Origin of the sequence: Schumannella sp. 10F1B-5-1 (genome assembly GCF_006517535.1) — a bacterium.
Lineage (GTDB): Bacteria > Actinomycetota > Actinomycetes > Actinomycetales > Microbacteriaceae > Schumannella.
Genome location: NZ_VHQH01000119.1, coordinates 1 through 217, shown reverse-complemented (window position 1 = coordinate 217; position 217 = coordinate 1). Strand labels below are relative to the sequence as shown.

Below are 217 nucleotides of genomic sequence, written 5' to 3'. Positions count from 1 at the left end.
TTCAGCTCCGAGCTGCGGATGCTCGCCTCTCTCAACCACCACGGCATCGTCACGCTGCTCGACGCGGGCATCGACGACTCGCTGCCCGACGAGCCGCATCCGTACCTGATCATGGAGCTCGTCACGGGCCCCAACCTCGAGGAGGCGATCCGCGCGGGCGAGCTCACGCCCCGGCGCATCGCCGAGATCGGCTACGACCTCTCCGAGGCGCTCGAAT

The 217-nt window shown here is 68.2% G+C and carries 1 pseudogene; it reads left to right on the top strand.

Going from position 1 to position 217, the window contains the following annotated elements:
- Positions 1-18: 18 nt before the first annotated feature.
- Positions 19-217 (top strand): annotated as a pseudogene (locus FJ658_RS15160) (serine/threonine protein kinase); the annotation flags it as partial.